This is a genomic window from Allosaccharopolyspora coralli (genome assembly GCF_009664835.1).
GTDB classification, from domain to species: Bacteria; Actinomycetota; Actinomycetes; order Mycobacteriales; family Pseudonocardiaceae; genus Allosaccharopolyspora; species Allosaccharopolyspora coralli.
This window is the reverse complement of the sequence record NZ_CP045929.1, coordinates 911,299-923,576: the sequence shown is the minus strand read 5'-3', so window position 1 is coordinate 923,576 and position 12,278 is coordinate 911,299. Positions and strand designations below refer to the sequence as shown.

8 protein-coding genes are annotated in these 12,278 nt (G+C 70.7%); 6 read left to right on the top strand and 2 right to left on the bottom strand.

Features of this window, described 5'->3' with window-relative positions; translation table 11 throughout:
- Positions 1-385: 385 nt before the first annotated feature.
- Both GIY23_RS04395 and GIY23_RS04390 read right to left on the bottom strand, forming a co-directional pair.
- Positions 386-4,192, bottom strand: coding sequence for a patatin-like protein (locus tag GIY23_RS04395; protein ID WP_154075487.1), 3,807 nt, complete (start codon positions 4,190-4,192; stop codon positions 386-388).
- Between the two features lie 172 nt (positions 4,193-4,364).
- Positions 4,365-5,321 (bottom strand): HpcH/HpaI aldolase/citrate lyase family protein, encoded by a 957-nt coding sequence (locus GIY23_RS04390; protein WP_154075486.1) that lies wholly within the window; start codon positions 5,319-5,321, stop codon positions 4,365-4,367.
- A 129-nt stretch (positions 5,322-5,450) separates the two neighbouring features.
- Between GIY23_RS04390 and GIY23_RS04385 the strand changes: the two genes are divergently transcribed.
- The 6 genes from GIY23_RS04385 (at position 5,451) to GIY23_RS04360 (ending at position 12,230) form a co-directional block, all read left to right on the top strand.
- Positions 5,451-6,752, top strand: coding sequence for a magnesium transporter MgtE N-terminal domain-containing protein (locus tag GIY23_RS04385; protein WP_154075485.1), 1,302 nt, complete (start codon positions 5,451-5,453; stop codon positions 6,750-6,752).
- Entirely contained in the window at positions 6,745-7,302 is a 558-nt protein-coding gene (locus GIY23_RS04380; protein WP_154075484.1) for a DUF1003 domain-containing protein, read from the top strand. Before GIY23_RS04385 ends, GIY23_RS04380 begins: the two co-directional genes overlap by 8 nt.
- A gap of 205 nt (positions 7,303-7,507) precedes the next feature.
- Entirely contained in the window at positions 7,508-8,647 is a 1,140-nt protein-coding gene (locus GIY23_RS04375; protein ID WP_154075483.1) for an Mrp/NBP35 family ATP-binding protein, read from the top strand.
- 284 nt (positions 8,648-8,931) lie between these two features.
- The gene (gene sigE / locus GIY23_RS04370) at positions 8,932-9,552 is read left to right on the top strand and encodes an RNA polymerase sigma factor SigE (RefSeq protein ID WP_154075482.1); all 621 of its coding nucleotides are present in this window, start codon (positions 8,932-8,934) and stop codon (positions 9,550-9,552) included.
- Positions 9,549-10,271: a zf-HC2 domain-containing protein gene (locus tag GIY23_RS04365; protein ID WP_154075481.1), complete on the top strand. Its 723-nt coding sequence runs from the start codon at positions 9,549-9,551 to the stop codon at positions 10,269-10,271. Before sigE ends, GIY23_RS04365 begins: the two co-directional genes overlap by 4 nt.
- A gap of 393 nt (positions 10,272-10,664) precedes the next feature.
- Positions 10,665-12,230, top strand: a complete 1,566-nt coding sequence (locus GIY23_RS04360) for a S1C family serine protease (protein ID WP_187352020.1) — start codon at positions 10,665-10,667, stop codon at positions 12,228-12,230.
- Positions 12,231-12,278: the final 48 nt, after the last annotated feature.

Here is a 12,278-nt window from a genome sequence, read left to right as displayed (position 1 = left end):
CCGATCTCCGTCATCGTGCCGCGACGAACAACGTCTCGCACCCCACGAGGCGAACGGCACTCTCGCCCCGTCTCGTGAGGCGAAAGTGCCGTTCGCCCCGTCTCCTGAGGCGAAAGTGCCGTTCGCCCCGTGTGAGGCGAAAGTGCCGTTCACCCCGTGGCATGGGGCGAAAGTGCCGTTCACCCATCGACCAACAGTGAGGCGAAAGTGCCGTTCACCCCGTGGCATGGGGCGAAAGTGCCGTTCGCCCCGTCTCCTGAGGCGAAAGTGCCGTTCACCCATCGACCAACAGTGAGGCGAAAGTGCCGTTCGCCCCGTGGGGTGAGGCGAAGGTGCCGTTCGCCCCGTGGGGTGAGGCGAAGGTGCCGTTCGCCTCGTGGGGTGGTCAGGAAGTGGTGCTGAGGGGGTCGGTGCGGGGGCGCGGGGGCAGCAGGTCGACGGCGCTGAGCAGGATCGCGTGGGCGTAGGCGGTGACGAGGATCGTCCAGCCCAGCCAACTCGCCGTCGCCCACGGTGTGAGGAACCCGTCGGCGAACGCCCACGTCGTCGCACCGAACACGAGGCCGCCGACGACGGTCGCCGCGACCCGTCCCGACGCCTTGTACGCGAACGTCGCCAGCCACGTGAGACCGATCGCCACCAGCAGCAGGCCGAGCGGGCGGAGCCGGAAGCCGTTCGCCCACATCACGGCCACGAGCCCGAGCGGCACGGCGGCGAGCAGCGTCGCGAACGTCCACCGCAGTCCGCCGCTGAGCTGTCCGTCCCGGCGGCTCGGGGCCTCGTTCTGGGCGGACTGCCCGCCACCACCGCGGCCGAACCGGACGCGGCCGGAACCGACGACGCCGAGCCAGAGCGCGAACACCCCGGAGACCACCCAGGCGAGCACGGTGGCGACCCCCACCCCGCTGCCGGCGAACGTGATCGGAACCAGCCCGCTCACACCGGAATCGTCCCAGCCCTCGTCACCCGAGAAGGTCGCCAGCGGGGCCGCCGACGCGGCCGCCATCGAACCGAGCAGACCCACTGTCGCCGCGCGGACCGGTGCGGCGACAGCGAACGCTGCGATCACCACGAACGGCTTGAGCAGCATGATCGCGCCTCGTCCGAGCCACGCCCACACGCTGGACCGTCCCGGCCGCACCGCTCGATGCGCCAGCAGCGCGAACCGCGTCGCCATTCCCGCGACCCGCCGCTCACCGAGGTCCGGTACTCGTTGCGCACCGACCGAGTACCGCTCGACCTGAGCCGACACTCGGCGCGGCGACGGCAACGGCTGCGGCTCGCGCTCGGGAAGGTCCGGTTCGGCTCCCTGCGACACTTCGTGCACGAACGGCAGTTCCGACGCGGCGATCATCCACTGGAGACGTTCGGTGACCGCTGCGCGAGTCGCAGGCAACGGGTGGTCACCGTCGGGCTCCGCGAACGCGGTCGCCAGTTCCGAGCGCACGTCCTCCGCACGATGTTCCCACCGTTCGGTGAGGAATCCGCGCCACTTCCCCGCGACGCCCTCGCCTGCTCCCCGCAGTTCCTCCGGCGACGGTGTGCACGCCAACACCCGCAGTTCCTCGAACACTCCGGCGGCGCCTGCGGCTTCGTTGTGGATCCGCAGTCGTGCCGGGTCGCAGAGCATGTCGACCAGCGTCGGCACCGCGTCCATGCGGCCCCACATCCAGTCGTTCGCCCGCCACCGTGCCGACAGAAACGCACCGAAGTTGCCGAGATCGCCGCCCCGGACCTTGTCCTCGACCCGCAGCTCGCCGTCGCGGCGCAACGCCTCGAACGGCAGCGGCGACGACGCGTCGCTGCGCACCCGCATCAGCCGGATCCGCGAGCCCGGAGCGCGTCCGACGTCCAGCGGTGCCGTCAGCACGACCACCCGGCGCAGCACGTCGATCCGGTCGTCGGCCGCGGCGGATTCGAGCATGCCGTAGCCGATCTGCTCCGGAAACCGGAACTCCGTGCGGGTGGGCGCGACGAACGCCAGCCGAGCCAGCAGGCGGTCCAGAACGCCGGAGGCTTCCGCAACGGCGTCCACGTGTCCCGGCGTGTCCTCGGCGGCGGCGTCCGCGCCCGACGACTCCACAATGGACAAAAGTTCGGCGGCGAAATCACCCAGCGGGCGCTGGAAGGACTCCCCGACGAGACGCTCGCCCTGCTCGATCTCGGAGAGCACCGCGCCCAGCAAGGGCCGCACCGGCGAGGGCAGTGCGTGCTGTAACCGGCGCCTGCGATCGGCAACCCGTCCCACCCACGTGTTCAACTCCGCCGGGTCGACGATCGGCTCCAGCTGCGCGCCGTGCACCCAGTAGCGATCGGCGTGCCCTTCGAGGACCTCGCCGAACACGCGGAGCCGGTACAGCGCGGCCTTGCACCGAGCGACCTCCCGAGCCGCCTCGCCCGTCGCGTCGCATTCCAGGTCGTGCGTCCAACCGAGACATTCCTCCACCGCGGAGAGGAAGCCGCGCACGTCACCGAAGACAGCGTTCGGCTCGGCCTCACCGGCCAGCCGTCGCGACAACGCGTCCGGCAACGCCGACACCGCGGCGGCCGACCAGCCCTGCAACGGATCTCCGACGACCGGCGGCAACAACCTGCCGTCCTCGGACCCGGCCGGGTCGGTGAGCAGCCGGACGAACGCCAACGCGTCGAGCTCGACCCGCACCACCGCGTGGTCGTCGCGCACCGTCTCGACCACCCTGCGCAGCTCGTCGGGGCGCTGAGCCGGTTCGACCGCGCTGATCTGTGCGAACAAGGCCTTGCGCCGCAACGCGGTTCGCTCCACCGCACTGTTGTGCTCGTCCAGCGCCTCGATGTCGGCGAGCAACGATTCCTGCGTCATCCGGGCCCGCATGGCCGTCGATGCGACCGGGAACGCCAGCCGCGAGCCCTCCCGCTCCCCTGTCGGCGACTCCGGGTCCGGGTTCAGGTACAGCAGGAAACGCTCCGACGGCCGGTCCGCCACCGTCGAGGCGATCGAGTGGATCGCCGCAGCCACCGGAATGTTGTCCAACACGCCGCCGTCCATCACCCGGAACGGGCGGTGTTCCGGCGGTACCGCCACCTCCGAGAACGCACCGAACATGTTCGGCTCTCCGAGCGGCGGTTCACCCGGGCGGGAATGCACCTGCGCCGGTTCGAACGCGAACGGGTACGACGAGGTCGAGCGCGCCGCCTGCGCCAGCTCCCTGGCGGTCCGTTTCCGAGCCGTTCCCGCAGCGAAATCCGAGAGCGGGTCGCCGGGCTCACCTCGGTGCCGGAACCGGAACCAGGCACGTCGGCGCTCCTCGGTGATCGGCGTCGAGCCCGCGTCGAACCGCCGCTCCACCACCGGATCCAGCAAGGTCGCGGTGAGCAGGAGATCCGCACGTTCGGCCCGGGACGGTTCGACGCTCTCGGCATCGTCGAGCACTTCGGCCAACTCGGCGCGGAAGTAGGCGTCACCTTCGAGCAACGACATCGGCTTGCGGTCCCAGAACATCGGTACCGGCCGGGACATCGCCTCCAGGTCGGCCAACCGCACCCACGTCGAGCGCATCCGGTCGAACGGCATCCCGTACACCAGCGACGTCGACAGCAGGGTCGCGTTCAGCCCACCCGCCGACGCCCCGGCCAGCACGTCCACGGCGACCGAGTCGTACCCGGCGAGCCGCGCCAGCACCGCCCACGGGTGCTCGTCCAACATCGTCGGCCGCGGCGAGTCCTCGGTCGTGCCCGCACCGTCGGCTTTCGGTTCGTGCGGAGGGTCGCTCAGTTCCGTTTCGGCCGGATCGCCGACGAGGCTGCCTCCGTCACCTCCGGCCGAGACCGCTTGCGCGGAGTGCTCGACGGTGAGCGACGCCGTCTCCTTTCCGAGATCGGTCGGTGTGCTCGCCCCGTCCGAGCCGGTCGTGGCTTGTGTCGCCGTGCGCTCGACGCCCCGATCCTCGCTGCTCCGCTCCTGCGTGGCCTTCTCCGGAACCTCAGTGTCCACACGAGCCTGCTTGTGCGGTGTGCGAACCTTCCTGCCGAACGGGGCAGCCGCCCGTGCGTCGTCCGCGACAGGTTCCTGCTCCGGAGGCGTCAGCGCGGTGCGCAGGTGGTTGATCTCGGCGACGGCGCCGCCGATCCAGACCGCCATGCTCGCGCCGCCCCGCATCGCCAGTGCGAGCCGTAGTTCCTGCTGGTTCCTGCCGTCCGGAGCCACAGTGGACACTCGCCGAACCGCCCTCGGTCTGGAGATCAACGCCGAGGAGGAATCTACCGCTTCGAACCGGGGCGCGGTAAGTCGTCACGCGGATCGAGAGTTTCGGTCCGAGGGTGCGCGGATTGGTCTGTGTTGGTGGACCGGTAGCGCAACCCTCCGTCCGCACACCCTTCACCCGGTCTCACTGCGACGGCGGCGTCCAGCGATCCGTGCGCACCATCCCGGCTGCCCGGCCCTTGCCCGCGACGACCAGGGCCATCTTTCGCGACGCCTCGTCGATCATCTCGTCGCCGAGCATCGCCGCGCCGCGCGCGCCACCGGCTTCCGAGGTGTACCACTCGTAGGCGTCCAGAATGTTCTCCGCGCGGTCGTAATCCTCCTGGCGCGGCGAGAACACCTCGTTGACGGCCTCGACCTGCGCGGGATGCAGCACCCACTTGCCGTCGAACCCGAGCGCCGCCGAGCGCGCCGCGACCGTCCGCAGGCCATCCACGTCCTTGATCTGCAAGTACGGCCCGTCGAGTACCTGGATGTCGTGGGCACGCGCCGCCATCAGCATGCGCATCCACGGGTAGTGGTAAGCATCGCCCACGTCGTAGCCGGGCGGCTGCTCGCCGACCACCAACGACCGCATGTTGATCGAAGCCATGAAATCCGCCGGACCGAAGTGCAACGCCTCCATCCGCGCAGAGGCGCCTGCGATCTCGTCCACGGAGACCAAACCGGGCGCGTCCTCGATCTGCACCTCGATGCCGATGCCGCCTTCCGGCAGGCCCGTCGCCCGCTCGATCTGCGCGAGCGTCAACTCCAGCCACCGCACTTGCTCCGGTCCCGCGCACTTCGGCAACATGATCGTGTCCAGCTGCTCGCCGGCACCCTCCACGACCTCGATCACGTCGCGATAGGTCCACTGCGTGTCGAGCGCGTTCACCCGCACCGTGCGGATCCGGCCGTCCCAGCCGCCTTCGGTCAACGCCGTGACCACCTGCCCTCGCGCCTGTTCCTTCGCCAGCGGCGCGACCGCGTCCTCCAGGTCCAGGAACAACTGGTCGGCAGCCAATCCACGCGCCTTGTCGATCATTTTCTCGCTCGACCCCGGCACCGCGAGACAACTCCGGCGGGAACGCTGCTCAACCACGGCTGCTCCTCCACTCCACGACTCGCGCCCACCCTATCCACGCCGTGCACCCGCAGGTCAGGCTCGGACGTCGGGAGCACGGCGAGTCGTGGACTGCTCTGCCCGCGACCACCCGATAGGCTGATCAGCGTGGCTGGCACGTCCAGAGTCTTCGCGGCGCAACTCAGCGGCCTGGCCGTGTTCGGCCCGGACGGCGAGTCGATCGGCAAGGTCCGCGACATCGTCAGCGGTCTCCGGGTCGGCAACAACCCGCCCCGAGTTCTCGGGCTCGTCATGGAGATGGGAACCCGGCGCCGCGTCTTCGTCCCCATGCTGCGCGTGGCGCGGATCGAGGCCACCGCCGCCACGCTCAGCACCGGCAGCGTCAACATGCGCGCGTTCGCCCAGCGCCCCAACGAACTGCTGGTCCTCGGCCAGCTGCTCGACGCGAAAGTCACCGTCAACGCCACGAGCAGGTCCGCCGTGCTCGTCGACGTGGCGATGGAGCAGACCCGCACCCGCGACTGGCAGATCAGCAAGGTCGCCGTCCGGGAACGCACCGGACGACTCGGCCGCCGTGGCCCGGTCACCGTCCTGTCCTGGGACCAGGTCAGCGGCCTGGCCACGCTCGACGTCGCCAACCAGCCCCAGGAAGTACACCAGCTGCTGGCGCTGTTCGAGGACATGCGCGCCGTCGACGTCGCCAGCACCCTGCACGAGCTTCCCTCCAAGCGGCGCTACGAAGTGGCCGAGGCACTCGACGACGACAGGCTCGCCGACGTGGTCGAGGAACTCCCCGAGGACGACCAGAAGGACCTGCTCACCCATCTGCACGAGGAACGCGCCGCCGACGTCCTCGAAGCGATGAACCCCGACGACGCTGCGGACGTGCTCGGCGAACTCTCCGAAGTGGACAAGGACCGGTTCCTGGAACTCATGGAGCCGAAGGAATCCGCGCCGGTGAAACGACTCCTGGAGTACTCGCACGACACGGCGGGCGGCCTCATGACTCCCGAACCCGTCGTCGTGGAGCCGGACACGACCATCGCCGAGGCCCTCGCCATGGTGCGCGTCGCCGACCTGCCCGTCGCGCTCTCCAGCATGGTTCTGGTGGTCCGGCCACCGACCGGCACGCCCACCGGTCGTTATCTCGGCTGCGTGCACATCCAGCGGCTCCTGCGCGAACCGCCCTACAGCCTCGTCGCCGCGGCGGTCGACACCCATCTCGCCAGCCTGCGGCCGGACGCCACGCTCACCGACGTGACCCGCTACTTCGCCGCCTACAACCTCGTGTGCGGACCCGTCCTCGACGAGGAGGAACGACTGCTCGGCGCGGTCACCGTCGACGACGTGCTCGACCACCTGTTGCCCGAGGACTGGCGCGAGGGCGGTCTGCCCGACACCGACGAGTCCGGCAGTGCCCCGGTGCCGCGAGGAGGTGACCGTGCCTGAGCTGCACTCCCGCCGGCGACTCGACCAGCCCCGGGAGCCACGCCGCTTCTCCGTGGAATTCGACCCCGAGCTGATCGGACGCCTCTCGGAGCGCATCGCCCGCTTTCTCGGCACCGGACGCTTCCTGCTCTGGCAGACCGTCATCGTCGTCACCTGGATCGCGCTCAACCTGGTGCTCGTGGTGCAGCTGCGCTGGGACCCCTACCCGTTCATCCTGCTCAACCTGGCCTTCTCCACCCAAGCCGCCTACGCGGCGCCGTTGATCCTGCTCGCCCAGAATCGGCAGGACGACCGCGACCGGGTCTCGCTGGAGGAGGACCGTGCGCGGGCCGAACAGACCAAGGCCGACACCGAGTACCTCGCCCGCGAGCTCGCGTCGCTGCGGCTCGCTGTCGGCGAGGTGGCCACCCGGGACTTCCTGCGCACCGAACTCGACCGGCTCCGTGACGAGCTCCCCGGCACCGAGAGCAGGCGAGGACGCGTGCGGGGGCCGCGGCCGGACGCGCACGCACTGCGCGACAACCCGCAGTGGGACGACGGCGAGAGCTGACGCGGGACTTCGTCGCGCGTACGTCGTCGCCACCGTCTCCGTAGCCGGCCACGCAGACCAACCCGCACACCCCACACCCCTCTTCACCGTGACGCAGCGCACGTAGCCGATCCTCACTCGTCACCCGTGTGCTACCCGCCCGTAGCATGGGGGGAGCTGCTGGAGCAGCAGTCCAGCCGTGACGAAAGGTCGGTGTCAGCTCGCCGTGACCAGCACCCAGTCCGCTCCCACCGAGCAGGCCGTCCGCGACGCCCTCACCTCGGTCGAGGACCCGGAGATCCACAAGCCGATCACCGAGCTCGGCATGGTCAAGGACGTCACCGTCGGCGAGTCCGGAGCCGTCGGGGTCGGCATCTACCTCACCGTGCAGGGCTGCCCGATGAAGACGACGATCACCGAGCGCGTCACCTCCGCCGTCGAGGCCGTCGATGGCGTGACCTCCGTCGACGTCGAACTCGACGTGATGAGCGACGAGCAGCGCACCGAACTGCGCAAACAGCTGCGCGGCGACTCCGAGGAACCCCGCATCCCGTTCGCCGAGCCCGGCTCGATGACCCGCGTGTACTGCGTGGCCTCCGGCAAGGGCGGCGTCGGCAAGTCCAGCGTCACGGTCAACCTCGCCGCCTCGATGGCCGAGCGTGGGCTGTCCGTCGGCGTGGTCGACGCCGACATCTACGGCCACTCGGTGCCGCGCATGCTCGGCGCCGACGGCAAGCCCACCCAGGTCGACCAGATGATCATGCCGCCGCAGGCGCACGGCGTGAAGGTCATCTCGATCGGCATGTTCACCCCCGGCAACACGCCGGTGGTGTGGCGCGGTCCGATGCTGCACCGTGCGCTGCAGCAGTTCCTCTCGGACGTGTTCTGGGGCGACCTCGACGTCCTGCTGCTCGACCTGCCGCCCGGCACCGGCGACGTCGCGCTCTCGACCGCGCAGCTCATCCCGAACGCCGAGATCCTCGTCGTCACCACACCGCAGCAGGCCGCCGCCGAGGTCGCCGAGCGCGCCGGTGCGATCTCCATGCAGACCCGGCAGCGGCTCGCCGGGGTCGTGGAGAACATGTCGTGGATGGAGCTGCCGGACGGGCAGCGCATGGAGGTCTTCGGCTCCGGCGGCGGGCAGATCGTCGCCGACTCGCTGACCCGCTCGATCGGCGCCGACGTGCCGCTGCTCGGCCAGGTGCCGCTCGACCCGAAGCTGCGCGAGTCCGGCGACGGCGGTACGCCGCTGGTGCTGGAGGACCCGGACTCCCCGGCGAGCCAGGTGCTCGGGGACGTCGCGAAGAAGCTCTCCACCCGTGCCCGCGGACTCGCCGGCCAGCTCCTCTCCGTCTCCCCTGCCTAGAGCGCGTGAGTCTTTTTGGTGGCTCTGACCACCAAAAAGACTCACGCCCACTTTCTCAGGTTGTTCTCAGCGGCTTATCACCGTCACCTCACGCGCACCGGTCATAGTGAGAACCGGGCCGGCAGCTCCCGCCCGGCCCGGCCAGGGTCCCGTCCCAGGGCCCACGCGCGGGAACCGGAACGTTTCGAAACCCCGTTCCTCGGGAACACCGTTCCGCAGGAACTCGGGGGACCTCCCGATCGTTCTCCCGGTGCGACTGCCTTCAGGAGGTGCCTTCGCGTCAGATGGCAACACAGCCGATGAGTGCGGCCGAGCCGCACACCACCGACGCCGTCGTCCCCGAGCAGGAAGTGCCGTGGACCCCGCCGTCCTGGGACGACGTGGTCCGGGAGCACGCCGATCGGGTGTATCGACTCGCGTTCCGTCTCTCCGGCAATCAACACGACGCCGAAGACCTGACGCAGGACACGTTCATCCGTGTCTTCCGCTCCCTGGCCTCCTACAAGCCGGGCACCTTCGAGGGGTGGTTGCACCGCATCACCACGAACCTGTTCCTCGACATGGCCCGCCGCAGGTCCCGCCTGCGGATGGAGGGTCTGCCCGAGGACACCGACCGGCTGCCGGGTAGTGCGCCGACGCCGGAGCAGGTCTTCCAGGCCACGCACCTCGACCCGGACCTGCAGGCCGCGCTCGACGCCCTCCCCCCGGAGTTCCGTGCCGCGGTCGTCCTCTGCGACGTCGAAGGACTCTCGTACGAGGAGATCGGCGCCACGCTCGGCGTGAAGCTGGGTACGGTGCGCAGCAGGATCCACCGTGGTCGGCAGCTGCTCAAGGCGGCACTGGAAACGCGCCGTGAGGGAGTTCAGGAGGAGCGCCGTCACGGAGTTCAGGAGGACACCGAATGACGGGAATGCGCGGGTGGGGATTCGCCGAACAGCACCTCGCTCTGGACGCGCTCGTAGCGTTCGTCGACGGTGAACTCACCCCCCACGCCTACGATCGTGCCGCCTCCCACGTGGCGTCGTGCCCGTCGTGCGCTGCCGAGGCCGCGGCCCAGCGACAGGCCCGTGCGGCCGTCCGGTCCGCCGCGGTGCCGTCGGTCTCGCCGGAGCTGCTGCGCACCTTGCAGTCGATCCCGTCCGAGGCGGACCTGCCGAGCGAACCCGACGGGCTCGCGCTGGACGAGGACGGCCAGCTCGTCGCCGTGGCCCGGCCCGACCGTGTGGACCGCGGCACCTTCGGCGGCGCCGTCTTCGGGACCGGTTCCGCCCTGGGCGAGGGGCAGGAACCGTTCGCGAGCAACCCCCCGCTGGGCTCGCGGGCCACGCCTTCCGGTCACGACACCGCCCATCCGCACCGGCGAGGGCGGCACGCGGGCGTCATGTTCTCCGGACTCATGCTCGGCACGCTCGCGCTGGTCAGCGTCCCCGTCGACGAGGTCGAACCCGCGCCGTACCTCAACGGTAGTTCGTGGCCCTACTCCGCCGTCCCGGCGAACGCCACCGAAGCCCCCGCGAGCGACACGCCGCGCCCGGCACCCGCACCACAACCGTCCACCCCGGTTCCGGCCCCCGCCGCAGAAGCGATCTCGCAGGCGCCCGTTCCGGCCGCGGCTCCGCGCTGAGTGCCCTACGGGCACAACCGCCAGTTCCCGGACACGGGCTCCCACGCGGACTTCACCCCACGCGAGGCATGATGGCCGCATCGGCCGCGACGCCTGTCGCGCGCGCCGGTGCCTGCAAGGGCCCACTCGTGTGATCCACTCGGGTGGACAGGGACGAGCCGACACCACGCCCGGGGAGCGATGAGCGAGCAGCGGAGAGGGCCTGCGGACGGATCCGAGTCCGGTGCCGGCTGGGCGCCACACGACGGTGGTCCGGACGACACCGGCCGCCATCATCAGCGGGACTCTCCGGAGCGCCCGGATCCCCAGCAACCTCCGGCAGCGCCACGCAGCACCCAGCACCCTCCGGGCGAACCTGTGCACCCGTGGCAGCAGGGCCGTGGTGGGCGCGGCATGCCCGCCCACCCGGGTGGGCACCCGCCACCGCCTCCGCAGCAACAGCACAGGCCCGGGCAACCGGCCGGTGGTCAGTCTCCGGACACCCGGCCTGCGGCTCACCCCGCAGGCTCCGAAGCCGCCGAGGCATCCACCGCAGGCGTGTTCGGCCGCCCCCGCGGTGTCGAGGGCAGTTTCGATCCGACGAGCAGGCACGAACCGCCGCCGATCACCGGCGTCCAGCAGAGCGCTCCGCCGGCCGAAGCGCTCGTCCAGGCTTTCGGCCGCCCGCCGCAGCAGGTGAGCGCCCTCCAACGCGCCCCGGGCGAATCAGCTCCGGACCCGGAGCGTGACGCACCCGCGACCTCGGACTTCTGGAGCGGACGCGGCGCACACGACCCGTGGCGCAACCCCGCAGCGGGCGCCATCATCGGCCCGCCCGCCGTCTCCGAGGATTCCGGCGACGAGCGGACGGAGCCCGGACGGGGCCCGCTGCTCAGTGCCCGCGAGGTGCTGTTCGGACAACGCGTGCGGCCGCGCGCGCTCGCCGCGCTCGCCGCCGTCGCCCTGGTGATCGCGATGGTCGGCGGCTTCGTCGGACGCATCACGGCCGAGGAGGGCAATCCGCTGACCAACCCCGACGTCACGCTCGCCGAGGCCGAACCCGGCCAGGACCACCCGGCAGGCTCGGTCGCCGACGTGGCGCAGCGCGTCGTGCCTGCCGTGGTCTCCGTCGAGGTTCGGGTCGGCTCGCAGGGAGGCACCGGCTCCGGGGTGGTGATCGACGGCAACGGCTACGTGGTGACCAACAACCACGTGGTGTCGATGGCCGCAGACACTCCGGACGCGAAGGTCTCGACCGTCTTCCACGACGGCACCCGTGCGCCCGCGCGGATCGTCGGCAGGGACACCAAGACCGATCTCGCGGTGCTCAAGGTCGAGGTCGCGAACCCGACCGTCGCCGACCTCGGCAAGTCGTCCGACCTCGCCGTCGGCGACGACGTCATCGCGATCGGCTCGCCGCTCGGCCTCGCCAGCACCGTCACGACCGGCATCGTGAGTTCGGTGAACCGCCCAGTGCGGCTGGCCGGTGAGGGCACCGACACCAACGCCGTCATCGACGCCATCCAGACCGACGCTGCGGTCAACCCCGGCAACTCCGGCGGCGCGCTCGTGGACGGCAACGGCGCGGTGGTGGGCATCAACAGCGCCATCCGCACACTCGGTTCCGGCGGGGAGGGCGGCTCGATCGGCCTCGGCTTCGCCATTCCCATCGACGACGTGCGCCGGATCGCCGAGGAACTCATCCAGACCGGGCGCGCCTCGCACGCCGACCTCGGGGTGAACGCGAAGTCCGTCAGCGACGGCATGGCCGACGGCGCGCAAGTCCAGAACGTCCGCGACGGGAGTCCCGCGCAGCGGGCCGGTCTCGCGGAGGGCGACGTGATCACCAAGGTCGGTGAGCGCACGGTCGGCAGTGCCGACGAGCTGATCGTGGCCGTGGACAGCAACCCGGTCGGTTCCCGCGTCCCGGTCACCGTGGTGCGGGAAGGCCGCGAACTCGTACTCGACGCCCAGCTGTAAGAGGGGACCTCTGTCCGCACACGCCGGTGTCCCGGGTGTCGACCGAGT

Bases quoted from the DNA above. Each gene is read 5' to 3' on its own strand.
- GIY23_RS04360 (WP_187352020.1), top strand. From the start codon at position 10,665: ATGCCCGCCCACCCGGGTGGGCACCCGCCACCGCCTCCGCAGCAACAG.
- sigE (WP_154075482.1), top strand. From the start codon at position 8,932: ATGGCAACACAGCCGATGAGTGCGGCCGAGCCGCACACCACCGACGCC.
- GIY23_RS04365 (WP_154075481.1), top strand. From the start codon at position 9,549: ATGACGGGAATGCGCGGGTGGGGATTCGCCGAACAGCACCTCGCTCTG.